14 protein-coding genes and 1 pseudogene are annotated in these 26,031 nt (G+C 42.0%); 8 read left to right on the top strand and 7 right to left on the bottom strand.

The window, feature by feature from the left end:
* Window positions 1-69 precede the first annotated feature (69 nt).
* From K6V30_RS18520 to K6V30_RS18485, 8 genes are all read left to right on the top strand, one after another.
* Complete coding sequence (locus tag K6V30_RS18520) at window positions 70-1,233, top strand: n-acyl-d-glucosamine 2-epimerase (RefSeq protein ID WP_224207183.1); 1,164 nt, start codon at window positions 70-72, stop codon at window positions 1,231-1,233.
* Between the two features lie 52 nt (window positions 1,234-1,285).
* Entirely contained in the window at window positions 1,286-4,492 is a 3,207-nt protein-coding gene (locus tag K6V30_RS18515; RefSeq protein ID WP_055271151.1) for a SusC/RagA family TonB-linked outer membrane protein, read from the top strand.
* 20 nt (window positions 4,493-4,512) lie between these two features.
* Window positions 4,513-6,177, top strand: coding sequence for a RagB/SusD family nutrient uptake outer membrane protein (locus tag K6V30_RS18510; protein ID WP_055271149.1), 1,665 nt, complete (start codon window positions 4,513-4,515; stop codon window positions 6,175-6,177).
* A 19-nt stretch (window positions 6,178-6,196) separates the two neighbouring features.
* Window positions 6,197-7,897 (top strand): DUF5018 domain-containing protein, encoded by a 1,701-nt coding sequence (locus K6V30_RS18505; RefSeq protein ID WP_055271147.1) that lies wholly within the window; start codon window positions 6,197-6,199, stop codon window positions 7,895-7,897.
* A gap of 22 nt (window positions 7,898-7,919) precedes the next feature.
* A complete protein-coding gene (locus K6V30_RS18500) occupies window positions 7,920-9,323 on the top strand; it encodes an alpha amylase family protein (protein ID WP_055271145.1) in 1,404 nt (467 codons plus the stop codon).
* A gap of 113 nt (window positions 9,324-9,436) precedes the next feature.
* Window positions 9,437-10,870 carry a calcineurin-like phosphoesterase C-terminal domain-containing protein gene (locus K6V30_RS18495; RefSeq protein WP_055271142.1) on the top strand — a complete coding sequence of 478 codons (1,434 nt, stop codon included), beginning with the start codon at window positions 9,437-9,439 and terminating at the stop codon, window positions 10,868-10,870.
* Window positions 10,839-13,532, top strand: a complete 2,694-nt coding sequence (locus K6V30_RS18490; protein ID WP_055271140.1) for an alpha amylase family protein — start codon at window positions 10,839-10,841, stop codon at window positions 13,530-13,532. Before K6V30_RS18495 ends, K6V30_RS18490 begins: the two co-directional genes overlap by 32 nt.
* Complete coding sequence (locus K6V30_RS18485) at window positions 13,529-14,938, top strand: DUF5009 domain-containing protein (RefSeq protein ID WP_055271138.1); 1,410 nt, start codon at window positions 13,529-13,531, stop codon at window positions 14,936-14,938. Before K6V30_RS18490 ends, K6V30_RS18485 begins: the two co-directional genes overlap by 4 nt.
* A gap of 742 nt (window positions 14,939-15,680) precedes the next feature.
* Here the strand turns inward: K6V30_RS18485 and K6V30_RS18480 are convergent.
* The 7 genes and pseudogenes from K6V30_RS18480 to K6V30_RS18450 form a co-directional block, all read right to left on the bottom strand.
* Window positions 15,681-16,793 (bottom strand): hypothetical protein, encoded by a 1,113-nt coding sequence (locus K6V30_RS18480; RefSeq protein ID WP_224207182.1) that lies wholly within the window; start codon window positions 16,791-16,793, stop codon window positions 15,681-15,683.
* 239 nt (window positions 16,794-17,032) lie between these two features.
* Window positions 17,033-18,079 carry an SGNH/GDSL hydrolase family protein gene (locus K6V30_RS18475; RefSeq protein ID WP_109114774.1) on the bottom strand — a complete coding sequence of 349 codons (1,047 nt, stop codon included), beginning with the start codon at window positions 18,077-18,079 and terminating at the stop codon, window positions 17,033-17,035.
* Window positions 18,080-18,106: 27 nt separating this feature from the next.
* Window positions 18,107-19,141, bottom strand: a complete 1,035-nt coding sequence (locus K6V30_RS18470) for a phosphodiester glycosidase family protein (RefSeq protein ID WP_055271159.1) — start codon at window positions 19,139-19,141, stop codon at window positions 18,107-18,109.
* A 2-nt stretch (window positions 19,142-19,143) separates the two neighbouring features.
* Complete coding sequence (locus K6V30_RS18465; protein WP_055271132.1) at window positions 19,144-20,562, bottom strand: DUF5009 domain-containing protein; 1,419 nt, start codon at window positions 20,560-20,562, stop codon at window positions 19,144-19,146.
* 13 nt (window positions 20,563-20,575) lie between these two features.
* Window positions 20,576-21,997: pseudogene (locus K6V30_RS18460) on the bottom strand (sialate O-acetylesterase); the annotation flags it as partial.
* A gap of 6 nt (window positions 21,998-22,003) precedes the next feature.
* Entirely contained in the window at window positions 22,004-24,673 is a 2,670-nt protein-coding gene (locus K6V30_RS18455) for a calcineurin-like phosphoesterase C-terminal domain-containing protein (protein WP_055271128.1), read from the bottom strand.
* Between the two features lie 24 nt (window positions 24,674-24,697).
* Complete coding sequence (locus tag K6V30_RS18450) at window positions 24,698-26,026, bottom strand: alpha amylase family protein (protein ID WP_055271126.1); 1,329 nt, start codon at window positions 26,024-26,026, stop codon at window positions 24,698-24,700.
* Between the last annotated feature and the right edge of the window lie 5 nt (window positions 26,027-26,031).

Below are 26,031 nucleotides of genomic sequence, written 5' to 3'. Positions count from 1 at the left end.
ATGGCCATTCAAAAAAAACGTTTCCCTGCCTGCCGTGCCTCTGTACCTATCTATAATAAAAACAATATTATGGATTTTAAGAAATTAGCGAATCAATACCGGGATGAGCTGCTGGAAAACGTCCTTCCTTTCTGGCTCGACCATTCCCAGGATCATGAGTCTGGCGGTTATTTCAGCTGTCTGGACCGTGAAGGGAAGGTTTTCGATACGGATAAGTTCATCTGGTTGCAGGGACGTGAGGTGTGGATGTTCTCCATGCTTTACAACAAAGTAGAGAAACGACAGGAATGGCTCGATTGTGCCGTTCAGGGTGGTGAGTTTTTAAAGAAATGCGGACATGACGGGCAGTTTAACTGGTATTTTTCACTGGACCGTTCGGGTAGACCTTTGGTAGAACCATACAACATATTTTCGTATACGTTTGCCACGATGGCCTTTGGCCAGTTAAGTCTTGCCACGGGGAATCAGGAATATGCGGACATAGCCAAAAAGACTTTTGAGATAATTTTGTCCAAAGTTGACAACCCTAAAGGTAAATGGAACAAGCTCCATCCGGGCACACGTAATCTGAAGAACTTCGCACTCCCGATGATTCTCTGTAATCTGGCATTGGAGATTGAGCATCTGCTGCCTGCCGGTTATCTGGAACAGACAATGGAAACCTGTATTCATGAGGTGATGGACGTGTTCTACCGTCCGGAGCTGGGTGGCATCATCGTTGAGAATGTGGATGTGGACGGTAATCTGGTTGACTGCTTCGAAGGCCGTCAGGTAACTCCCGGACATGCTATTGAGGCGATGTGGTTTATCATGGATCTGGGCAAACGGCTGAATCGTCAGGACCTGATTGAAAAGGCTAAGGATATTACTCTCACGATGATCAGCTACGGTTGGGACAAGGAATATGGCGGCATCTATTACTTTATGGACCGTAACGGTTGTCCTCCCCAGCAGTTGGAATGGGATCAGAAACTCTGGTGGGTGCATATCGAGACACTGATCTCCTTATTGAAAGGTTATCAGTTGACCGAAGACAAGAAATGTCTGGAATGGTTTGAAAAAGTGCACGACTATGCGTGGACACACTTCAAGGATTCGAAATATCCGGAATGGTTCGGTTATCTGAATCGACGAGGTGAAGTGTTGCTGCCACTTAAAGGAGGAAAATGGAAAGGATGCTTCCATGTACCGAGAGGGCTGTATCAATGCTGGAAAGTACTGGAACAGCTATAGCAAATAAAGAATTATGTTAACCAATCTTTTTAATAATCTAAAAATTAATTCTATGACAGAGTTTAACTCAAAAATCAAGCAGAACTCTCGCATATTGAAGATATTTCTGTTTTCGATATGTGCACTTTTTGCATGTGCTATTAATAGTCATGCGCAGAGTTTAGTAAAAGGAACTGTTACTGATGGCACAGGTGAACCTTTACCGGGTGTGAGTATTGTTGTGAAGGGAACGACAAACGGTACAGTTACAGACATGGATGGAAAATACAGTATTCAAGCTGCGGCTAAAGATATTTTATCATTTTCTTATATCGGAATGACTAATCAAGATATAAAAGTCGCCGGTCGGACAGTTATAAATATTGTAATGAAAGATGATGTTGCTGCGTTGGATGAAGTTATCGTCGTAGGTTACGGTGTTCAGAAAAAGCAGTCATTGACCGGAGCGGTATCGGCAATGAAAGGAGATGAATTATTAAAGGCTCCTTCAACCAATGTAACTCAAATGTTAGCAGGTAAATTGGCCGGTATTTCTTCGGTACAGGAATCCGGTGAACCGGGATTGGATAATGCTTCCTTGCGTATTCGTGGCTCTGTTTATGATGCTGTCTATATTGTGGACGGATTCCCCCGTTCGATTACCGACATCGACCCCAATGATATAGAGAGTATTTCTGTTTTGAAAGACGCAGCTTCGGCAGCTGTATATGGTCTGAAAGCTGCCGGTGGTGTTATTATTGTAACAACGAAGAAAGGTACGGAAGGTAAATCCAAAGTTACTTATGACGCTTCTTTCGGTGCTTCTATGAATGCTAATTTCCCGAAATTCATGAATGGTCCTCAATTCGCTTACTATTATAATTTGGGTGATATGATGGATAAAATGGCTAACGGGGTCATTACAGATGTAAACGAATATACTCCGGTCTTCTCCAAACAAAATGTGGAAGACATGCTGACAGGTTCTAATGGCTGGGGTAATGTTAACTATATCGATAAGGTATTTGGTACAGGTTTCAATCAGAAACATAATGTTTCCATTCAGGGAGGGACCGATAAAATGCGTTATTATGCCTCTGCCGGCTATATGGGACAAAAAGGTAATATTGATAATTTCTACTATAACCGCTATAATATACGTACTAATATCGAAGCGCAAGTAGCCAGAGACTTTACTATGACAGTGGGTATTGCAGGCAGATCGAGCAAACGCCATACACCGGGCTTTGCATCCGGAGGTACTGATTCTAATTCGGAGTTAGGAGAACAGGGATGGATGTCCGTAGCAAACCAGACTCTTCGTATGCATCCATATGTACAGGAAAGTTATAATGGGCTTTATACAGCAACAGCCAATGGTAGCGGACAGGCCAACAGCCCTCTTGCTGCAATTTATGAATCAGGTTATAAAGTGACACGTACAACAGAAGCGCAGACTAATATTTCTTTGCAGTACAATGTACCCTGGGTAAAAGGACTGAGCCTGAAAGTAAACGGATCTTATGACTATGTTACTTCTCATAATAAGAATCTGGATATACCTTATTATACAGAGATGATAACAATGCCTACCACCAATATTACCGAATTGAAATATGCCAATACATTAGACCCGCGCGGCAATACTACTAATCAGTTAGGCGAAGGGCAGACTACTACTCGTCAGCTTGTTGGTCAGGGAAGTATCCACTATGCCAATACTTTCGGAAAGCACAATGTCGACTTCCTGGCCTTGGCTGAAGTACAGGATTGGAAACAGAATAAATTCTCGGCATACGCCACTGATATTCCTTTTGTAGAACTTCCCGAACTTGACTTTGGAAACCCGGCCAAATCAAACCCGATATCAGGCGGAAGTGATGCAAAGAGAAGCATCGGATACGTATTCCGTTTGAAATACGACTATGACAACAAATACTTGGCTGAGTTTACCGGACGTTATGATGGTTCTTATAAATTTGCAGGAAATGTGAGTGGAAAGCGTTGGGGATTCTTCCCTTCCGGTTCAGTAGCCTGGAGAATATCCAAAGAAAGCTTCATGGAAGACCTGACCTTTATTGACGATTTGAAAGTCCGTGCTTCTGCAGGTCTGCTGGGAGCTGACGCCATTACTCCCTATCGCTTCTTGAGTACATATGCTTATGGAGATAAAGTAATGATTGGTGGCAATTCTTATCCGAGCATGTACACGGCAGCTGTACCTAATGCAACTCTGACATGGGAAAACACACTCTCATATAATGTAGGATTCGATTTTACAATGTGGAATGGTTTACTGGGAGTCGATTTTGACGCATTCTACAATTATACTTATGATATGCTGACTTCGATGAGTAGTAACGCATATCCTGCTTCTATGGGTGAGTATTACAATACATATGCCAACTATAACAAGATGGATGCCAAAGGTATTGATGTTGTAGTATCACATCGTAATAAGTTCTCCGTAGCATCAAAACCTTTCAATTACGGCGTATCAGCCAGTGTTACATGGGCTAAGAACCGTTGGTTGCGCTATGCTTCTGATTATGCTAACCAGCAGATGTGGTTTAGAGTAACTGGTGATAATGTGTATGCAAATTACGGATGGATTGCAGAAGGTTTGTACCGGACGGAAGAAGAAATCGATAAATCCGCATGGTATGGCAGCCGTCCTAATATCGGTGATATCAAATATAGAGATTTGAATGGTGATGGTAAGATTGACTGGAGCGACAGAGCTCGTATCGGACGCAATAATCGTCCGGCTGTGACCTATGGTTTGACACTCAATGCAAGCTGGAATGGTTTTGATTTCAATGCACAGTTCACGGGCGGAGCACTATTCGATGTTTCTCTGACAGGTACTTATTATAATGATAATGATGACAATACTGTCTGGACAAAGACGTTTAAGGATGGAGCCAACTCACCGTTATATTTGGTTGAGAATGCTGTAAGTGAGTACAATCCGAACGGAACTTTTCCGCGCATTACAGCTGGAGGACTTACTCATGGAGGTGACAATGGATTATCTTCAACCTTTTGGTTGCGCAATGGTAAATATATTCGTTTGAAATCCGCACAGTTGGGATATACACTCCCCAGAGTATGGATGGATAAGGTGGGTATTGAAAACCTGAGACTGTATGTACAAGGATCAAACCTGTTCACTATTTCCGGACTTCCTGACGGAATTGACCCTGAGTCTCCGGGAGTTAATAATGGCTATTATCCACAACAGCGTACTATTATGGGAGGCATTACTTTAACTTTCTAAACCTATAAAATCGATAAGATATGAAAACAAAATATTTAATAAGCGTTGGTATTCTCTGTACATCACTCGGTTTTTCTTCCTGTAGTGATTACCTGGATATGACACCTACGAATGAAGTCTCTGACAAGACCGTCTGGAACTCGGTAACGAATGCAGAGCTGGCTGTGAATAGCTTTTATCATTACACTGCATATTTTGGAAACTATAACGAAGGCCAATGTAAAGCTGGTATGACCGAAGGTTTAACAGACCTGATCAAATATGGAGACGCCAATTATAATGCCTATCGTTATGTCCCCAATGAACTCTCTTATGGAGAAACATCGGTAGTTGATGCCAACTATGTGGCAACTTATTTAGGAAACTGGGCCAAAGTCTACGAATATGTTCGTCGTGTGAATGAAGCGCTTTATAACCTGGATAAATATGGAAACTTTGCTCCGGACGATGTTACCCGTCTTGAAGCAGAATTACGTTTCTTCCGTGGAATGCTGTATTTTGATCTGGTAAAACGCTATAAAGAAGTAATCATCTACGATAAAGACCTTACCAAGATTCAGCCTAACATGCCGTTGAGTACGGAAGAACAAGGATGGGACTTTGTGGAATCCGACCTGAACTTTGCAGGAGAACATCTGAAGAAAAGTGCGACTTCCAATGGTCGTGTAACGAGTGGTGCTGCATACGCATTATTATCACGTGCCATGCTCTATGCCGAACGTTGGGCTAAAGCGAAAGCTGCTGCTGAAGAAGTGATTAACTCCAAACTGTATTCACTGGTGAAGGATAATTATGTTGATGCATTCAAGTCAAATAGCAGTGAAGCTATTTGGGAATATGATTACAATGCTACCAATAAAGTATATCACTCATGGGATAATTTCTATGCTCCTGGCGGCGACAAGAAATTTGACGGCAACAATCAGGTTGGAGGTTTGGCAAATCCGACTCAGGAAATGGTTGAATCTTATGAATATGCTACTACGGGAGGTTTCCCCGATTGGTCTGCATGGCATACAACAGAAAGTACGGAAGAAAATCCTCCATACAGCAAACTGGAACCACGCTTTCAAGCTTCTATACTCTATAATGGAGCCACATGGAAAGGTCGTACGATAGAACCATTTGTCGGAGGTAATGATGGCTGGATGCAATGGCTTGTAGAGAAAGATGGTAATGGACGTACTGCTACAGGTTATTTCCTGCGTAAGCTTGTAGACGAAAATCATAGTTTCTCAACTTCTCAATACAGTGTAGCCCCTTGGATTGCCATTCGTTATGCCGAAGTATTGTTGAATTATGCCGAGGCTTGCTATCGTACCAATGATGTGAACAATGCGAACAATGCAGTGAGAGAAATACGTTCAAGAGTTGGACTTCCTTATTCGGATAAGAGTGGAGATGCATTGATGGCAGCCATCCGTCAGGAACGTAAAGTAGAACTTGCATGTGAAGGATTTTATTACTGGGATATGCGTCGTTGGAAACTGGCTCAAAGCACATTTAGCGCAACGCGCCGCCATGGTCTGAAGATTGAGAAGAATGCAAACGGCACATTCAAGTATACGTATGTCGAAGTAGATCATAAAGATCTTAGCTTCCCGAGTAAAATGTATCGTTGTCCGCTGCCGTCTAGCGAAATCAACGGCAATCAGTCAGTGAGTCAATATCCGGAATGGCAATAACCTTTAAAGAAAAATGATTATGAAAAAGAATTTATTATACTTATTAATAGGAATATCTGCCTTCTTTGCTTCATGTCAAGATCCTGAAGGAGTTGGCGTAGACACTTCCAGACAGGGAATAACCAGCCTTACGGCAATCTTTACTTCCGGGCCGTACAAAGAGTCGGAAGCAGTCAGTCATAAGATTTTTGCAGATGAATATACTTCAGACCGTTTTGTCATCCCGGTTCCCTGGTTCTTCCCGGAGACGAGTGATAATGAGACCGAACAGTATATGACGGCAATGCGTGTGAAAGCGGAGCTGAACAATAATTATATCATTACGCCCAGTATTACCATTCTGGACTTGACAAAAGATAATTATTTTACTCTGACTGCTCCGGATGGATCAAAGCGGGAAATCTGTATTACAGGACAGCGTACTAAATCTGTTGCATGCCAGATGATTACATTTAGTTTGCAGAATCCTGAACTGACCGGAGTGATTGATCAGGCATCCAAAACAATTTCGCTTATCAGTGCCGATGATTTATCTTCTTGTCTGGCTGATTTCGAGGTTTCCGCTCATGCTACTATTTCTCCGGACCCGAGCACTACAGCTCTGAATTATAATGAACCGGTAGAACTGACGGTTACAGCTCATAATGGCGTTGACAAACAGGTGTATACAGTCAAGAAGAATATACCGGCCAAAATACCATATGGCTTTAATGCTACAAGTGTAGAGCTGTTATTTAATCTTGATCCGACTGCTATATTAGGTATTCCATGGGCAACCACTAACGCGCCGACTATGGGAGCAATCAATAATAATCTAGTCGTTTGTATGGGTGATGGTACTACTCCGATGTATTTTAACCGGATTACTGGAGTAAAACAAGGTACGATCAACCTTGGCTCAGCCAAAGCAGCCAGTGTGACTAGTGATGAAGCTAATCATCTGTTGATCTGCAACCATCCGGAAAGCGGAGAAAAATGTAACATCTATATTACCTCATCAGTTACTCAGGCTCCAACTTTGTTCTACTCATTCACCAACAATGCCGGTGTACCGATGGGAGCCAAAATGAAGGTGACAGGGGATGTGAAGAAGGATGCTATTATCATTATTACCAATGAAGGCATCACCAATGTAACTTCTTCAAGTAAATTCACTCGCATTGTTGTGAAGGATGGAGTAATACAGACACCGGAAGTTATAGATATCAGTGCTACCGGCTTGTCATGGGGAGCAGCTCCAGTCAACAATACGACTGTTGTACCTGCATCCAATGATGTAAATGACGGAAACTTCCTCTCTTATTACGATCCGAATATATTTACATACCTGAATGGTTCGAATACCATTGCTACTCAGTTGAGCAATCCTTCAGGCAGTAGTTGGGCACAAAATCAGAACTGTCTGGATTCTAAACAGTTCAATAATGCAAACTATGTTGCACTGTTTATCGTTAGCCATTTCCCGCATTGGGGTACTGGCCCGGAACTCTACTTGTATGATGTGAATGACAAGAGTAAGCTGACCGGAGATATAACTTCTGCTCCTGCGTTGGTTCTCTCAAATAATTCGATAGCTTGGTTCCAGTCTGCCACTGCAGGCACAGCATCCGGTGATGTATTGATAGCTCCGACAGCCGACGGCTTTAAGCTGTACATTTATTACTATGATAATAATAGTAGTGTCATCGGAGCCTATGTAGCCGATTGTATTGACAAATAGTATAATAATAAAGAGGTAGGATATGAAAAAACTTTTTAAAATTTTGATATTGATATTTTGCGGAGTAGCTATATTTACTTCCTGTAAAGATGACTCGGATGGAATTCCAGAATGGCCATGGAATGACAATTCGACGGAAGAGCCGGACGATCCGGATGTTACAGAGGCGAAACCACGTTATGTGTGGATCGATGCAGCCGCTAATTTCCCGGATTATGCAAATAGTAAAGAGAATATTGCCAAAGATATGGTGAAAATAAAAGCTGCCGGCTTTACTGATATTATTGTTGATGTACGCCCGACCACAGGAGACGTGTTATTTAAGACTGATGCAGTAGACCAGGTGAGGCGGATGGATGTATGGGGAAATTCGGGTTATGTTTATTATGAACGTACGGAAACATGGGATTATTTGCAGGCTTTTATAGATGAGGCTCGCAATCAGGAGTTGAAGGTACATGCTTCCATTAATACGTTTGTTGGCGGCTATTTGTGCCCTTACAATCTTGGATCGGACGGCATGTTGTTCCGTGACGACTCTAAGAAGGAATGGGCAAGTGTGGCCAATTTGGAAGATGGCTTGACCAATACAATGGATTTATTGAATGACGAAACAGACTCCGGAGCAAAATTCATGAACCCGGCTAATGATGAAGTACAGAACTTTGTTTTGCAGTTGCTGGGCGACCTTGCTAAATATGATCTGGACGGAATCATTCTGGACCGTTGCCGTTATGATGATTATGGCTTGGAAAGTGATTTCTCGACTGTATCCAAACAAAAATTTGAAGAATATATAGGTGAGACAGTGACCAACTTCCCGGGAGATATTATGGCGCCGGGTACTCAATCACTGCCTTCTTCCCAGCCTGCCTATTTTAAGAAATGGTTGGAATTCCGTGTAAAAGTGATTCATGATTTCATTGTGAAAGCACGCGAGAAAGTCAAGTCTGTCAATACCAAAATAAACTTTGGAGTTTATGTAGGCGCTTGGTACTCTTCTTATTATACTTCGGGAGTAAACTGGGCCAGTCCGAAATATGATACTTCGGTTTATTACCCCAAATGGGCTACTGCGGACTATAAAAACTACGGTTATGCCGACCATCTGGATTATATATTCTTGGGAGCTTATGCCTCTGTAGATAAAATCTATGGCAGTGGTGAATGGACAATGGAAGGATTCTGCAAAAATGGTCGTGAATTGCTGAAAGGCGATGTTCCTTATGCAGGAGGTCCGGATATTGGCAATAGCACCGGCTGGACTGATGGAGGACAATCCGCAAAGATACCTGACGCCATTGACGCATGTATCAACAACAGTGACGGCTTCTTTGCATTCGATCTTTGCCATATCAAAAAGTATGATTACTGGAATGCGTTTAAGACAGGCTTTGACAAATATCTGGCATCCATTCCTCAATAGATAATTGAGGATGGAATGCGCTGACTATTACGATTCGTTTTAATCAGTATAGCAAGTCTGAGGCTCAGGTCTCAGACTTCTTTTAATAGAAGCATCCATAAAGAACAATAACCATGAAAATATATTTATTACACTTGTTTTTGTTGATGAGCTTCGGGGTAAACTTGCAAGCTCAAAACTTCTCCGACAGCATCCGTGGAAAAGTGACCTGCAACGGTAAAGGTGTCCAGGGAGTAGTTGTCACAGACGGTATCGATTGCACGTTGACCGACAAACAGGGAAATTATGCCCTTTACCCCAACAGAGATGTCCGTTTTGTCCAGATGTCGGTTCCTGCCGGATATTTGCCACAAACGAAAAAAACTATTCCCTTGTTTTATCAGGAAGTAAATCCTGAAAAACGGAATACATACAATTTTGAGTTAATAAAGAATCCCCGGAATGATACAGACCATATTTTTCTGGTACAGGCAGATGCACAGGTTACTTCTGAAGATGATGTAAGGGCATACGCTGAATTCCTGAAAGACATGAAACAGCATGTACAACCTTATACCGGTAAGAAAGATGTGTTTGGTATAGATTGTGGAGATATTGTAGGCGATACACCTTCTTTGTATCCATCGTATATAGATGCAGTTTCTTCTTTAAATTTTCCCATTTACCGGACTATCGGAAATCATGATATGACTTACGGCGGTCGTACTTTCGAATATTCGTACCGTACTTTCGAAAGCTACTTCGGTCCCATTTACTATTCTTTCAATAAAGGAGAAGCGCACTACATTGTACTCGATAACTGTTTTTATGTGAATCGTGATTACCAATACATCGGATACATTGACGAACGTACCTTCAAATGGCTGGAAAAAGACTTGTCATACGTACCCAAAGACAAGTTGATATTTGTAGTGATGCACATACCTTCCAGCCTTCAGAAAAAGCTGAGATATAACACCCTGGATCAGGATGAGACGGTCAATACAGCCGCATTATATGAGCTACTAAAGGGATATGATGCGCATATTATCTCCGGGCACACTCATTTTAACACGAATGTCTGTTTCAATGATTCATTGATGGAGCATAACACGGCAGCCGTATGCGGAACATGGTGGCGTGCAGATGTAAATGTGGATGGAACTCCCAGAGGATACGGAATCTATGAAGTGAAAGGAAATCGGCTGAAATGGGTATATAAAAGCGCCGGTTATCCGCTGGAATACCAATTTCGCGCTTATCCGGCAGGAGCATCGGAAGAGTATCCTTCCGATATTATAGCCAATGTATGGAACTGGGACGACTTGTGGAAAGTAGAATGGTACGAAAATGGGCAGCGAATGGGAGACATGCAGCAGTATCAAGGATATGACCCGATGGCAAAGGCTATCTGCTCTGATAAGGAAAAGGTGAAATACGACTGGATTTCTCCTGTCCTTACCGGCCATCTGTTCCACGCTGCCCCTCACGATAAGAATGCAAAGATCGAAGTCAAAGTTACCGATCGTTTTGGCAATGTATATACTCAAACCATTGAAAATAAATAATGATATGAAACTTAAAACCAAATACTTTTTATTACTGATATGTTCGTTGTTCTTTCTGAAGGCGGAAGCGAAGGTAACGCTGACCTCCATTTGGGGCGATAACATGGTATTGCAGCAGCAATCGGAGGTAACCTTTTACGGAAAGGCGTCTCCCGGAAAACGTGTGTATGTATCCGCCTCCTGGAATAACCGTAAGATTTCGACTGTCAGCAATCAGGACGGACGATGGGAACTGGTTCTGCCTACCCCCGAGGCAGGAGGCCCTTACACAATCACTTTTTCTGATGGAGAAGAACTCATGTTGAAAAACATTCTGATTGGCGAGGTATGGTTCTGTTCGGGACAATCGAACATGGAAATGCCGGTGAAAGGATTTCGCGGGCAACCGGTATTCGGTTCGCAGCCATATATTGTTTCCGCTCATCCGAAACGTCCGCTCCGCCTTTATACTGTAAAGAATGCTTGGAGTACCACTCCGAAAGAAAATGGGATAGAAGGCAAATGGAGTGAATCTTCGCCCGAAGAAGTTGCCGATTTTAGTGCCACAGCCTACTTCTTCGGCCATCAGTTACAGCAATCTCTGGATATTCCGGTCGGTCTGATACACTGCTCCTGGAGTATGTCGAAGATCGAGGCATGGATGAATAAAGAAACTTTGTCCGAATTTCCGGGAGTCACTTTGCCGGACGCCAGTCAGAAGGAATTCGGATGGGCTGCCGGAACTCCTACTTTATTGTGGAATGCTATGGTCAATCCGTGGAAAGGCTTTCCTGTAAAAGGCGTGATATGGTATCAGGGAGAAGCCAATACTCCCGATCCGAAGCTATACAAGGAGCTGTTTCCGGCCATGGTTTCTCAATGGAGAGATTTCTTTCATAATCCCGAAATGCCTTTCTACTATGTACAAATAGCTCCTTGGAAGTCTGAAGGTAATGATAAACTGGACTGGGCATGGTTCCGTCAGTGCCAACTGGAATTAATGAAAGAAGTGCCCAATGTGGGAATGGTGACGACCGGAGATGCCGGAAGCGAAAACTTTATCCACTCACCCTATAAGATAAAAGTCGGCGAACGATTGGCTTACTGGGCTCTGGCTAAGACATACAATCGTAAAGGATTCCAATATTCCGGTCCCATATACAAGGCTTATCAGGTAAAAGGAAATGCGGTAGAGATTGACTTTGACTATGGTGAAGACGGTCTGACTCCGGAAAATCAAAACGTGAAAGGTTTTGAGATAGTGGGCGAAGACGGTGTATTCCGTCCTGCAAAGGCCGAAATCATCAATGGTTCGTCGGTAGTCAAGGTTTGGAACGATTCCGTAAATGATCCGATGGAAGTACGTTATTGCTTTCGTAATTATGCACAGGGAGAGTTATGCAATAATGCCGGTCTGCCGGCATCTCCGTTTCGGATAGTGATAAAGAAGAAGCCTGCTCTCATGTGGATTGACGCAGAAGCAAATTTCGAGCGTTTCAGCCATAAGGATTCAATTGATTATTATTTGAACAAGATCAAAACGCTGGGATTCACACATGCTATCGTAGATATCCGCCCGATTACCGGGGAAGTGTTATACAAGAGCGATTTCGCTCCTCAGATGAAAGAATGGAAAGGAGCGAAAGCCGGAGATTTCGACTATCTGGGATATTTTATCAAGAAAGGGCATGAGTTGGGACTGGAAGTACATGCATCATTAAATGTCTTCTGCGCCGGACATAATTACTTCGATCGTGGAATGGTATATAGCGGACATCCGGAGTGGGCATCTATGGTGTATACTCCCGATAAGGGGATTATTCCGATCACGGAAGAAAAACACAAATATGGAGCTATGATTAATCCTGTCAACGAAGAATATCGTACTCATATATTGAATGTATTGAAAGAAGTTGTAACCAAGTACCCGGATATAGACGGATTGATGCTCGACCGTGTACGCTACGATGGCATCACGGCTGACTTCTCACCGCTCTCGCGTGAGAAATTTGAAGCGTATACCGGCAAGAAGTTGTCTAAATTTCCGGAAGACATCTTCACCTGGAAGAAAAATGCAGACGGAAAATATGTACCACAACCGGGTAGGTATTTCCCAAAGTGGCTCGAATGGCGCACAAAGAATATAACAGATTTCATGGCTTTGGCACGCAAGGAGGTAAAGGCTGCCAATCCAAGAGTTTCTTTCGGAACCTATACCGGAGCCTGGTATCCATCTTACTATGAGGTAGGAGTAAACTTTGCCAGTAAAAACTATGATCCCGGCAAAGATTTCAGTTGGGCTACTCCCGAATACAAAAATTATGGATACGCAGAGTTGCTTGATCTCTATGCAACCGGCAATTATTATACCGACATCACGATTGCGGAATACAAGAAGACAAACCGCAGTATCTGGAATGAAACCGATTCACAAGCACAATCCGGCACTTGGTATTGTGTAGAAGGTTCTTGCCGGCATTTGCGTCATATTCTGAAGGGAAACAAATTTATAGGAGGTATTTTAGTTGACCAGTTCTATGATAATCCCGCCAAACTGTCGGAAACAATAGAAATGAATCTCCGTCGTTCGGATGGTTTGATGGTATTTGATATCGTACATATCATTTCCAAGAATCTCTGGAAGGAGGTAGAGGAAGGGATGAAAAACGGAGGAAGCTTATGAATAACAGAGCTCTGGCACTAGATGCTTTGCGGGGATATGCGATTATTACAATGGTACTTTCGGCTACCATCGTAACGCATGTGCTTCCCGGCTGGATGAGTCATGCACAGACACCGCCGCCGGATCATGCATTCAACCCTATGCTGCCTGGAATTACTTGGGTCGATCTCGTATTTCCCTTCTTCCTGTTTGCTATGGGAGCAGCTTTCCCTTTCTCGATCGGAAAACGTGCAGAGAAAGGTGATTCCAAACTCAAACTGGTGTATGAAGCTATTAAGCGGGGTGTTCAACTGACTTTCTTTGCTATATTCATTCAGCACTTCTACCCCTATGTGTTGAGTTCACCACAGGATATCCGGTCATGGCTGCTGGCAATTCTCTGCTTTGCCATCTTGTTTCCGATGTTTATGCGTATTCCTCTCAAAATGCCGGAATGGGCGCATACGTGCATCAAGCTTCTTGCTTATGGAGTAGCTGTGATACTGATGGTAACCACTTCTTATGCAGACGGAAGAACGTTCAGCCTGTATTTTAGCAATGTGATTATTTTGTTGCTGGCTAATATGGCGATTTTCGGTTCCATTCTTTACATCTTTTCGATGCATAATCGCTGGATACGCATGGGTGTTCTATTGCTATTGATGGCAATTATATTGGGAAGCACCGCAGAAAACTCATGGACACAGGCGGTATTTAATTACACTCCTTTGCCTTGGATGTATCGTTTCGATTATCTGAAATATCTGTTTATTGTAATCCCCGGCAGCATTGCAGGAGAATATCTGATGGAATGGATGAAGAATCTCAAAGATACTGACCATTCGGATTCACTGCAATACCGCAAACTGAGTATTGTATTGGTTCCATTAACTATAGTGCTCATCATTTTCAATCTTTACGGACTTTATACACGCATGTTAGCAATAAACTTATCGGTGACGCTCATTTTATTACTGGCCGGCAAATATCTGTTTTTACGTCCAACGGACGGGATTGCTCTGTTATGGAAAAAGTTATTTAATGCGGGAGCTTATCTGCTTCTTTTAGGCTTGTGTTTTGAGCCTTTTCAGGAAGGAATAAAGAAAGATCCTGCCACCTTTAGCTATTTCTTCGTGACTTCCGGGCTGGCATTTATGGCACTTTTATTCTTAAGTATCGTTTGCGATTATTTCCGATGTGTACGAAGTACCCGCTTTCTTGTTATGTCCGGGCAGAATCCGATGATTGCTTATGTGGTTGGTGATTTATTTATCCTGCCTTTGGCAAACATAGTGGGGATAGCTCCATTACTTTCTTATTTTCAGCAGAATGCATGGCTGGGGTTTCTTCAAGGAGTGATATTGACCGGTATATCTGTTTTGGCAACCATGTTCTTTACGAAAATCAAGTGGTTCTGGAGAACTTAAATTTGAAGAGATAGTATTCGGTTTTCGATAACTTTCATCTATCAGAAAGATCGTAAAATAGCATAATCAAGATCATTATTCTCTTATTTTCTTGATTATGCTATTTCTTGTTTGTGAGAAAGAGACGTAACCAGAAGAGTAATGGGATGAAAGAAGGAATTAATATACGTAATTGTGCATAAAAGAGCGGTCGTTTGCATAAAAACAACCGTATTATAGAGGAAAAACATAAGGTTGATTGTCATAAAACATAAGGTTGCTTTATACCAAACATACCATTGCTTTTAATGAAACATACCATTGGTTTAAAACCAACATCACATAGGTTGTAAAGTGAGGATATTTAGCTTATAAAAGGAGGGTACGGCAATTATCAGACAATGTTTCTCAGGTGGAAGGAATGCGCCGGTTTGATACATAAAACGCCTAGATGCGCTCTTGTTGTGGATTTATAGGGATAACAGGAATAAAATGATTGTTTTCCTGTATCATTGACGACATTCTGATTTATCGTAACGGCAATTCTATGCGTTTTTTTTCTTTATTCGCCCCAAGTGTGGAAAGAGACAAGGCACGACACTTTAAATTAGCAAAATGACAAAATGCCATTTTGCTAATTTGTTATCTGTCCTTAATAAAATGATTCTGGTTTTAATGGCCAATCTGTAATCGTTGATATATAGGGAATCAATGATGTAGCCATTTTTGTCTGTCCTTTATAGTTGGGATGCCATACACTAAATTAATGATTAAAGGTAATCACACAACTTCCGGGGCCATCGGATACGATCTTAAGTCCTTGGGTTGTCACTTTATTACCTGCGATTGTTATTGATTCGCTTTTCTCTCTGATAGTGAAAGTCTTCTTTATATAGCCGTCAGGCAGCTGTATCATTTTGTTGACGCTCTTCTTGCAATCAATAAAGAGGACCTTCTGATTATCTATAATACCCTCATAACACAGCAAACCATCATCATCGGAAACAGGAGACTTGAACCAAGTATAAACTCCGCTCCAATGAATAACATCTCCTTTTTTATGTTCTTTATTGGCTATTATCTTATGATATGTTTTATTGCTGGAATTTCCGATGAAGATAATGTCATCATCTGCTATCTCTTCATGATTTCCCAGTCCGTCAGCGAATAGATAAGAGGATTGATAGGCATGTACACTTTTCTCAATGAAACGGCGAAATGAGGGATACTCTTTCTTTGTAAAGGTGGAGACCTCTTTTTGTACCGTCCAGTCAGTATACTTGCCACCGGCAGTTAATGTATGTGTCTCTTTCTCAAACATAGACTGCATTCCATAATACATCTGTACCGTCACAGGAGACTCATTCTGAAACTCATGGCTAACCGAGACTTGGATATTATTTCTGTAAACAGAATAACTGACAGTCTCTATGCATAATACATCATTCAAAAGTGTTTTTCCGCTACTGGTATCGGCTTTGGAAGGATTCATTATTTCATTGGTTACTGTTATTTTTATCTCTTTTGTCAAAGCCGACATATCTTCCTTTATTTCTTTTCCATCCACATAAATATGATAACCGACATTGCGGGCAGTTCGAGTGACTTCATCCAAATAGGGATGATTTCCTCCACACCATCCATATCCCGTTATATTAAAAGGACCGATATTGTCACTGTAGGCCAGATTCAGAACGGATGCCGGGGAGGTATCGGGCAAGGTAGTAGGAGCAGGCATACTGTTGGCTATTGTCCCTACTCTATAAAATGTGAACAGTTCATTGAACATACACTTCTTGAACCAATAAAGAATATCGGTTTCAGCATCCAGCTTGGCTGATATGTATAAATCTTCGCCAGTTATTTTCACTCTCATTTTTGAATCTCCATTCGAACAGGCTACCAAGTGCCAAGATAAGAATATGAATGCAAAAAATAAACGTTTCGTCATGACTTCTATCTTTATTTTAAATCAAATCTGAGAATTTCTTTGATGTCTGTAGCCGACGCTGCTATGATGCCGAAGATTACTAATACTGAAGAATCAACCATGAATATTTATCTTTCTTTATTTACACACGAAATAAAATTCGATCTGTAAATTCATAGGTTTTACTACTTCATTAATTTTTTAATGATTGGAGTCACCAGATCTGCATACCTCATCATTCCTAAGTCTGTAAAATGAATACCATCCACTGTTGCTTCCCCGTCATTACCTATCATGTTTTTCGAATGAATCAAGTATATCTTCTTTTCACCTTGTTTCTTTAGTGAATTAAATATCTCATTTAAGGTCTGATTTTTCCTTTTCACTTCACGGTCTATTCTTTGGTCGAATAATGTGTGAGTGAAGACAGGGTCTTCTATAAACACAATGGGCGTATCAGGGTGCTTATCCCGGATGATTCGGTAGAAAGTCTCCATCCGTTCCCCCATTTGTTCAACGGAAGCATTGGGTACAAAATCCAGCACAAAGACACTGGCATCTACTTCTGACATTATTTGGGCTACTTCCAGATCGAGCAATGCATTGCCACTGAACCCTAGATTAATACACTCCCGGTTGAGGCGTCGTGAAATGATGTTAGTATGTGCCATTCCCGGACGCGCTGCACATCCTCCTTGCAAGATACTGGTACCGTAAAAAGCAACAGGCTTTTTGCGGACCGGACTGTCAACTAAAGGTTGGTCAATAGTTGACAATGAGTCTACTCCGATAGACAGGGAGGCGACTCCGTCATATAAAGGCAGATAGAGCATGTACTCCCTTTCTTTGGGCTGCATGTTTGCAATAATCGTTGCACTGTTCGTTTTAGCAGTAGGGCGGGCACTGTTGACAAAACGCCAGTCACCGTTTTCCTGAAGGCAATAAAGGTCGAGTCCTTTGGTTCCTACATCCGTCATATGATTCATATGATTATTAAAAAGAGCCTCCCATTTTACCGCTATTTGGGTGGAGTTACTCCGAAAACGTATTGCTAGACCTGCGGAGTTACGGCTTAAATTCCATAACCGTTCGCGAGATACGTTCTTCAATGAATCCGGGAATCTTTCATAACGAGTTCCGGTAGCTTCAGTGGCTTTCCCAAGAAGAGGGAATTGTGACGCTTCATGATACGTCAGTTGTGCTTGCAGGTCGAATCCAAACAAGCACAACATAGTAAGAATAAAAAAATGTTTCATCATTTACTTAATTCCGACAGCAGTCAACACTTTCCGTTGCTTGCCGTCACTGCCTTTAATTGTTTCTTTTCCGTTGACCAGCATACATGAAGAGCCGCCTCCATCTAAATTTAAAGCCTCTGTACAACCCAGATCCTTCATAACTGTGGCTACATTGGCAGTAGTTAATCCTGCTACTCCTTCTGTCATGTTTCTGCCTTCGCATACAAAGATAATCATTTTTTTATTCTTTGTATATCCAATGGCGGTACGAGGTTGATTAGATGCAGCAGAAATATTCAACATCTCCTGTACATAGGTATTTTTGATTTCACCTCCACGCAGTAAAACTGTTACTCCTCCGATACCGGTGGTTGCTTCCAATGCCTTCGCACCACTGGGAAAAGTAGATGACGGTGCCGGAAGCGGGTCCTTTTTTATATCATTGTCAGCAGGGGCAGGGTAACAGTAATTGATTCCATCGGAACCTTGATAAGTCCATGTGGTTTGAAATGTTCCATCTTTCATCTGACAGAAAGCTCCTAAAGTCGGATACCACATCGTAACCCAGTCCTCTGAATAATAATTCTGATTAGGAGCTAGTAATTGCCCATTACGAATTACCAGATTCTGTGAATAATAGAACCCGCCGCTAGCGAAGAACAATCCGCCATTAACAACGATAGGATCTTTGGAAGATTCATAAAATTCCGAAGGAGTATTCAATGCCTTTCCTCCATATCCATTAGCTTCTTGTGAAAAGGCAATATCTCCCAGAACTTCGAATTTAGCTTTAGTCATATCGGCAACGGCTATATATGCAATAGCCTTTTTCCCGGCTAAATTCTCTGGAGATTTGTATACTTGAATATAATCGGGAAGTTTGCCGAGATTATCGACAGCCGTCCATCCTTGTTCTATAATATCAGGATTCGGGTCTTCTTCTTCGGTATCCTGATCCCATTCCCACGGATGATCCGGATAGTTCTCTCCTCCACATGAACATACGGAAAAAGCAAATAAGACTGTTGCTATAAAATACAATCGTTTGATTATCATAATCATGTCCTCCAAAAACATTTTAGTTTGGTAAATAATATCGTTATAAGTAAAGCCAGAGAAGTTACAATGACTCCTCTCAAAAAGCCAAGCCATGCATTTTGATCCAGATAAGACAGGTAAGTTCCCAGTCCTGCGAGGTTTAATATCGGCAATACGACCAGTTGAGTGGATACATAAGCAATCATAGGATTCTGACCTGCGTATTCCAGTGGTCGTGTCAGTCTTCTCCATGAGTAGATATCACACATGATGGAAAAGGCAATCATAGCCATAAATGCAAGTCCAGCTGACAGAAAATAGTAGCTGTAGGTAGAAGGATCTTTCCGGATGCCTCCTTCGTAGGCTTCAAAAGCCAGTCCCAGCAGTACCAGATAAGCACCTGCTTTAAATAGCCTGTACCAATAATTGGCATTTTTCCCTTCAATCTGTAGCAAGACGTACAAAATGCTTAGGATAATGATACTTCCTGCCAAGTTGAGAAGCAAATACCGCATATACAAACCGTACAAATTCAAAATAATAAGTCCGATAGTAAGCAGGAGTATCCAGGGCATTCTTTTATACTCGTCATTGTTGGAAGCTATAGATGGCGTTGTCTGTTTGCTCTGCAGCCATCCGTACAGATACTCTCCGGCAATCGTACCGGGAATTACGATAAACAGATATTTCAGGTAGGCAAACTGATACATCCATGGTAACGGAGAGAATGTCATCACAGCATGATTCCATGATTCCGGATTCTCTTTCCCCAGAAATACTGCCATGATAAATGGCAGTATGCCGATACGAATCCACGGCTTATTGATTGTAAAAGTATAGATTAACGAACCAAAGATTGCCATATTGGCTAATACCAGAATGATGATATTACTATATCCTAAACTAAAGGTCCGCCCATCGGCATACGTGATGTTCAGCAACATGATGACACCGATGGAATAAGCAGCTATTTTAATCAGTAATCTCACGTATTCCGGCATCTTGAACGGGATTCTCATAAACATGGGAAACATCAATGCAAAACCGGCTAACGCAATCAGCCATGACCGGATATCCTGTGGAGAAGATACCACCCAAGGATAGATATGTTGAATGTAAATAGCAAAAAAAGTCAGACGAAAACCTCGCAGTACACTATCGTATACAATCTTCCAGCGGGAGCTGCCTTTTCTGTATTTGTTACCTATTGAAAAAGGGAAGGCAGCTCCCATAGCAAACAAGAAAAAGGGAAACACGAGGTCTACCCACGTGATGCCATATATAGAACCATCGAATACAAAATTAGAACGAGGTCCTACCTGGGCATGATACATCCAGCCGGGGAGTACTCCCCAAGCGATACTTCCGGAAAGCACCATCGTAAGAATTGCATATCCTCGGAGGGCATCCAAAGAAGAAGCTCGTATATTACTTTTCATATTTATTTTTTTATTGTTGTACTACGATTCGGAATGGTGAAGCCGGTATCTCCGCATTATTAAAAAGATCACCTTCCATATAATTGCGGAAACAATAGCGCACTTCGACGGGATGGGATATGGAATCATTCCATACTTTTACACGTGCGGAGCCATTTATAATTTCTGCTTCTGCCGGCACAATCCTTCCATTCTTATCTACCAGTTCGAATCCTTTCAGTCTTTGGTTTTCGGGAATAAGTCCTTCATTGCCGTTCTCAAAAGTGATTTCTACCACATTTCCTTTCAGTTGACAGCTTTTATAGAAAGGCCCTGCATATAGGAAACCTTCTTTGCCATAGGTTTTTGCCAGCGCCCAATATGCCAGCCGCTCACCGACCTTGATTTTATAAGGAGGATGAATAAACTTTTCACTTCCTGCATCGGTCGTTGTCACCATCCCTACATTGGGAACTTCGTACATAAGTTCCAACTGACACTGACGAAACCATGCCCGGTCCAGCTTATCTTTCCCTTCTGCCTGCCAAGGAGTGATTTGCACATAATATAAGGGCATTCCGGGATTATTGAAAAATTCTCTCCACTGTGCCACCATGGCAGGAAACAGTTTCTTATAAAGAGTCGGATTGGGAGAGTTCGACTCTCCCTGATACCAGATAACCCCTTTGATTGGGAATCCTTTCCAGGGATTTACCATTGCATTCCATAACAAGGTAGGGGTACCTGCAGGCCATTCAAACTCAGCTTGGTTGATATCCGGCAACTGGACTTCAGGAAAGTGTTGCAAAGTTTGTTTATCCATCCAGGTTTCTATTTTCGAAGCACTCCATGAACAATGAATGAGACCGACAGGGACATCTAATGAACGCTGTAACAAATCACCGAAGAAATAAGCGACAGCACTAAAATCTCCGACTTCTTTGGGAGACAACTCCGACCAATGACCTGTGACGCCCTCTTCTTTAGGAGTTGTACTCCAATCTCTCTTGACGGTAAACAGGCGTAGTTCCCGCTTAGGATCGGCGGTTACAATATAAGGTTGCGAACCGTACACCGGTTGTCCGCGAAATCCCCTGACGGGCATTTCCATATTAGATTGTCCCGAGCAAAACCAGACTTCGCCAATCAGAATATTATTCAGCGTCAGTTTTTCGCCATCCGAAAAGGAGATTGTATAAGGACCGCCTGCGGCAGGAGTGAGAAGCTTTAGCTTCCAGTTGCCTTCCTGATCACTCCGGGTCGTTACTTTATGCTGATTCCATGATGCAATCGCAACGATTTGTTTATTGGCGGATGCTTTTCCCCTAAAGATTACTTCCGATTGTTGCTGCAACACCATGTTGTCTCCCCAAATGGAAGTTAGCCTGACTTTTGCCTGTATTCCCAATGGGAATAACAGGCAAATAATCCATAAGTAATATCTTAGATATTTCATTGTTTCTTATTTAGAAATTGTTTGCAGGTAAACATTACCGAAGCGGTCTGTTACCTTAATTTTTATGTTAGCTCTCGGATTTTCAGGAGTGGCACGAAACATGTGACCGGTGTTTGCTGCTGATATCCAGCTTTGCATGGTTCTTTTCTTATCCGTACATACTTTGTGTGCATAAGGGTCGACTCCTGTATATTGAGTCATTGCTCCCATTACTTTCCCGTTTTCCAGCCATTCTACTTTCCAGTTCTTATCCCAGTTCCATACGTTTGCTATAATGTCTTTTGGAAACTCCTTGGATGTTCCTGCTCCGTAACTACGGAATTGGTAATCTTTCGGATGACCGGCACTTTTATAATACCATTTCACCTGATTGCCGTCTACTTCATAGACTCCGTATCCTTGGGGAGTTCCGTCTATGCAGACATCTGCATGCCACCAAATGCCGCATACGGCAGCTGTGTTATGTTCCATCTGATGATCGTTGAATACGATATTGGAGTTAGAATGAAGATGTCCCGTCAGAAAGTGGGTTTCGTATCCGTCCAATAATCGGTGAACAGATTCGGCATTGATCGTTTCTCCCGCCAGCATACCGTAATCATAGTTGAAAGGTCTTTTCTGTTCCGTTATCCGAGTGGGGATATGTGTTATGAAGAATACCAGTGTGCCTTTAGGTACATAAGATAAATCTTCTTCCAGCCATTTGAAAGTAGTTTCATCTACATAACCGATGTAGAAGTATTCACGTCCCACATAAAAGTTGTTGTTTATAACAATATAGTGGGCATTTCCTTTGTTGAACGAATAATGGGTAGGACCGAAATATCCTTCGAAAGTCCGGTACGATGTTTCATGAGTAGCTCCGTTACAATCGATATCGTGATTACCGATTGCGCGGTATATGGGTATATCCAGTTTTTTTGCTTTATCTATATAAGGTGGAAAGAAAGTGGCTGGTGTGTCCCAGAAGATATCTCCGCAATTCAGTCCGAATACATCACGATCGGTATGTTGGTCGATTAATTGTTTATAGTCATCGACGATGGGGGCGTACAAATCCCAATGTTCTTTCAAGCCGGCTTGTACATCTGCTTCCAGTACAAACAGATGTTTGCTGTCATCTTTAGGATTCTTTTTCAGGCGGAAGTTATATTCATTTGTCTTGCTCAGATCAATTTCCTGATAGAATCTGGGAATGGTCTGTTCGCAGTCTGTCAGGTATCCGGCAGGAGTTGTGATATATACAAAACGTGTATTTCCGAGATTTGGCAGATGATAGATACCGTTCTTGTCTGTAGTGACACAACGCAGTCCGTCTGTCACTACCACATTGGCTATGCCTTTGCCGTCGCAGGTAACGGTTCCTTTAATCATTCCTGCTTCATCCAGCTTGGTTTCATCCAGTGCTTCTTTTAGTTCGTCCCACCATCCGTTACGGATAATATGTACAATATCAAAAATCATCACACCGTCCGATTCTTTCAGATTCATGCGTACCGCCTTCTGAAACTGATTTACATCTCGTTTGTAATCTTCTACATACAGTCCTCCGCATACGGGTACTGCATCTTTCAATAAGTATTTGGAATATTTGCAACCTCCTTCTACGCATAGATATTCTCCGGTAGAAAATTCACTGTCCGTTTCATTTTTATGTTTGCCGGATGACCGGTAATAATCGTCGAGTGTTACATTCCAATAATAATTCCCGTTTGTGTAGAAATCCAGTAATTCGGCAAATCCATAATTCTTATAGTCGGGTGTTGCCCAACTGAAGTCTTTGCTGACATCATACTTCTGGCTTGCCCAGTTTACTCCTACTTCGAAGTAGGTAGGATACCATGCCCCTGTGTAGGCTGCCAGCATACAATCGGGATTCACTTTTTTGATGGAAGTACGTACGTCTTTGATGAAATTATAGATGACGGAAGCCCTCCATGTCAGCCATTGATGATAATACGGACCACCGACACGGTCAATTCCTCCTTCGGCATTAGGCCGCCATTCAAGTATATCCTCCGGAAATCTGTCTATCTTCTTTCCTATAAACTTCTCGAACATTTTTCGGGATTCGGGAGAGAAATCAGAATCGATACAATCGTAACGGGCACGATCCAGCATAATACCGTCGAAAGCATAATTCCTGACTACTTCCTTGATAATGTCTATTTCGTATTTCTGCACTTCCTTTAATGCCGGATTCAGGAACATGGTAGGTTTTCCTTCTATTTCCGTTACGGGCAATAATCCTTTGCGTGGGACATAATTGATGGCCTGCCATTTCTTATGCTTATCAAAAACGGCACCACGCTTTACGATATTCTGTCCATCTGCAAAAATATTCATCCCGGCAAAGATAACCATCCCATGGGCATGGGCTGCCTTAATAAAGGTATTGATAAAGTCAAAATCCGGACGATCGAAATTCTTCCAGTTCTTTTTCTGTGCGGCGTATTTGCTGGGGTATAGCACTTCACCTGTGTTATCTTTTATATCCAATACTAAGTGAGTGATTCCTGCTTCATGGCATTTGTCCACATAGTAACGGATGGAATCCGGGTAGCTGAATCTCTGAAAATTTGCAGAACAATCCAACCACATCACTTTGGACTTTCCGGTAGCAAAAGCCACCATTCCAATCCATAACAGTAGGGAGATAATTGAGAGTCTTTTCATATGTTTATAGGATTCAAATGTTTATTATTCCAGAGCTCCTCCAGCTCTCATTCCATTTTCAACTTCTTTCCATAATCCTTTATTGATGATGTGTACTATGTCAAATACCATCAATCCGTCTGATGCTTTCAGGTTCATTTCGATTGTTGCCGAGAGTTTTGCAGGGTTATCATAGAATTGATCTACCAGGATACCCCCCATGAATTGATTGTCTTTCATTATATGGCGTAATTTCTGACACGATCCTTCTACCGAATACCATGTACCGCTTTGGCCTTGTGAATCGGTTTCGTTCCATACGGTTTTCTTATTCTTCAGAGATTCTTCGATTGTGATATCTGTATAGTAGTTGCCGGTAGCATAGAGGTCGATCAGTTCTGCATATCCATAGTTTTTGTATTCCGGAGTAGCCCAATCAAAATCTTTACTCGGGTCATACTGGTTACTGGCAAAGTTGACTCCCACTTCATAATAGGAAGGATACCAGGCACCCGTATAAGTACCAAAAGAAATGTCCGGATTGACTGCTTTTACTTCCTTTCGGGCAAGAGCCATAAAGTCGTAAATATTTTTGGTACGCCATTCGATCCATTTCAGAAAATGCTTGCCACGCTCGGGATAATATTTGCCGTTGGAGTCTTTCTTCCATTCAAAAATATCTTCCGGGAATTTTTCTACTTTTTGTCCGATATATGCTTCAAACTGCTGGCGGGAGATATCGGAGAAGTCGGCGGAAATACCATCATATCTTACTCTGTCCAGCATTAATCCGTCTAAATCAGGGTAACGTTTAACCAGGTCTTTCAAGACATTCAGAATATGTGTCCGAAAATCCTCGTTGATAGGGTTCACCATGGCAGAATATTTTTTCTTTTCGTTTGTTATGGAAGTCATGCCTTCCGGAGTATATACAACAGATGCCCACTCGGGGTGAGTGGAATACACCAATCCGCGGTCAAAGTAGTTATGACCGGCAACAAATACATTGAGAGAAGCATGCACTTCTATTCCCAATTCATGCGCTTTCTTGATAAAATGTCCCAGATAGTCAAAGTCTTTACGTTCATATCCTTGCCATTCGCGCATCTTAGGTGCGAATTCTGTGTCGAACAATACTTCTCCCGTGATAGGGCGTACATCAACAACGGCGTGGGTAAAGCCCAGTGATTTTATCTTAGTCAGATAATAATCTATTGAATCGGGATGGCTGAAACGTTCAAAATTGGCTTCAGCATCAAACCACATCAAGGCAGGTTTTACATTTTTGTCTGCTGTCTGGGGTGTAGTGCTTTTACATCCTCCCAGTGCTGTGATCAGTAAAACGGATAAGAGTGCTAGTGTTATTTTCTTCATGTTAT

This window comes from Bacteroides faecis, assembly GCF_020091505.1.
Taxonomy (GTDB): Bacteria; Bacteroidota; Bacteroidia; order Bacteroidales; family Bacteroidaceae; genus Bacteroides; species Bacteroides faecis.
Note: the sequence above shows the minus strand (reverse complement) of the source record. Positions and strands in the feature narration are given on the sequence as shown.

Coding starts and splice junctions, on each gene's coding strand:
- K6V30_RS18475 (WP_109114774.1), bottom strand. CDS start 18,079: ATGTTGTGCTTGTTTGGATTCGACCTGCAAGCACAACTGACGTATCAT.
- K6V30_RS18450 (WP_055271126.1), bottom strand. CDS start 26,026: ATGAAGAAAATAACACTAGCACTCTTATCCGTTTTACTGATCACAGCA.
- K6V30_RS18480 (WP_224207182.1), bottom strand. CDS start 16,793: ATGAGAGTGAAAATAACTGGCGAAGATTTATACATATCAGCCAAGCTG.
- K6V30_RS18510 (WP_055271149.1), top strand. CDS start 4,513: ATGAAAACAAAATATTTAATAAGCGTTGGTATTCTCTGTACATCACTC.
- K6V30_RS18495 (WP_055271142.1), top strand. CDS start 9,437: ATGAAAATATATTTATTACACTTGTTTTTGTTGATGAGCTTCGGGGTA.
- K6V30_RS18505 (WP_055271147.1), top strand. CDS start 6,197: ATGAAAAAGAATTTATTATACTTATTAATAGGAATATCTGCCTTCTTT.
- K6V30_RS18490 (WP_055271140.1), top strand. CDS start 10,839: ATGTATATACTCAAACCATTGAAAATAAATAATGATATGAAACTTAAA.
- K6V30_RS18455 (WP_055271128.1), bottom strand. CDS start 24,673: ATGAAAAGACTCTCAATTATCTCCCTACTGTTATGGATTGGAATGGTG.
- K6V30_RS18520 (WP_224207183.1), top strand. CDS start 70: ATGGATTTTAAGAAATTAGCGAATCAATACCGGGATGAGCTGCTGGAA.
- K6V30_RS18470 (WP_055271159.1), bottom strand. CDS start 19,141: ATGATAATCAAACGATTGTATTTTATAGCAACAGTCTTATTTGCTTTT.
- K6V30_RS18500 (WP_055271145.1), top strand. CDS start 7,920: ATGAAAAAACTTTTTAAAATTTTGATATTGATATTTTGCGGAGTAGCT.
- K6V30_RS18465 (WP_055271132.1), bottom strand. CDS start 20,562: ATGAAAAGTAATATACGAGCTTCTTCTTTGGATGCCCTCCGAGGATAT.
- K6V30_RS18515 (WP_055271151.1), top strand. CDS start 1,286: ATGACAGAGTTTAACTCAAAAATCAAGCAGAACTCTCGCATATTGAAG.
- K6V30_RS18485 (WP_055271138.1), top strand. CDS start 13,529: ATGAATAACAGAGCTCTGGCACTAGATGCTTTGCGGGGATATGCGATT.